Annotated in this window: 1 protein-coding gene; it reads left to right on the forward strand. The window is 58.1% G+C overall.

The features are described 5' to 3' along the window. Nucleotides 1–535 (forward strand): ISAs1 family transposase (locus L6Q67_RS24385; RefSeq protein ID WP_296576367.1); only part of this gene is annotated, 535 nt, incomplete at both ends.

Here is a 535-nt window from a genome sequence, read left to right on the forward strand (position 1 = left end):
GACCCTCGCCGTCGTGAGGTGACCTATCCGCTGATCAACATCGTGGTGATTGCCGTGTGCGCCGTCATCTGTGGAGCCGATGATTTCGTTGCGATCGCGGAATTTGGCGTGAAGAAACGCGAGTGGTTGGCACGGTTTCTTGACCTGCAAAACGGTATCCCTTCCCACGATCGCTTCAACGCCATTCTGGCAGCGATCAAACCAGCGGAGTTTGAGAAGTGTCTGCTGAGTTGGATCACGGCGCTGCAAGACATCACCGACGGACAAATCATCGCCATTGACGGCAAGACACTCCGCCGCAGCTTCGACGCGGCCAGCAGTAAGGCGGCGATCCATATGGTCAGTGCCTGGGCCACAGCCAATCAGATCAGCCTGGGCCAAGTCGTCGTCGATGCGAAGAGCAATGAGATCACGGCCATCCCGAAGCTGCTGGAAATCCTGGAGATTTCCGGTTGTTTGGTGACCATCGACGCCATGGGCTGCCAGACGGAGATTGCTCGGCAGATCGTCGAGGGAGGGGCCGACTACGTGCTGC

The organism is Zoogloea sp. (genome assembly GCF_023150065.1).
GTDB lineage: Bacteria > Pseudomonadota > Gammaproteobacteria > Burkholderiales > Rhodocyclaceae > Zoogloea.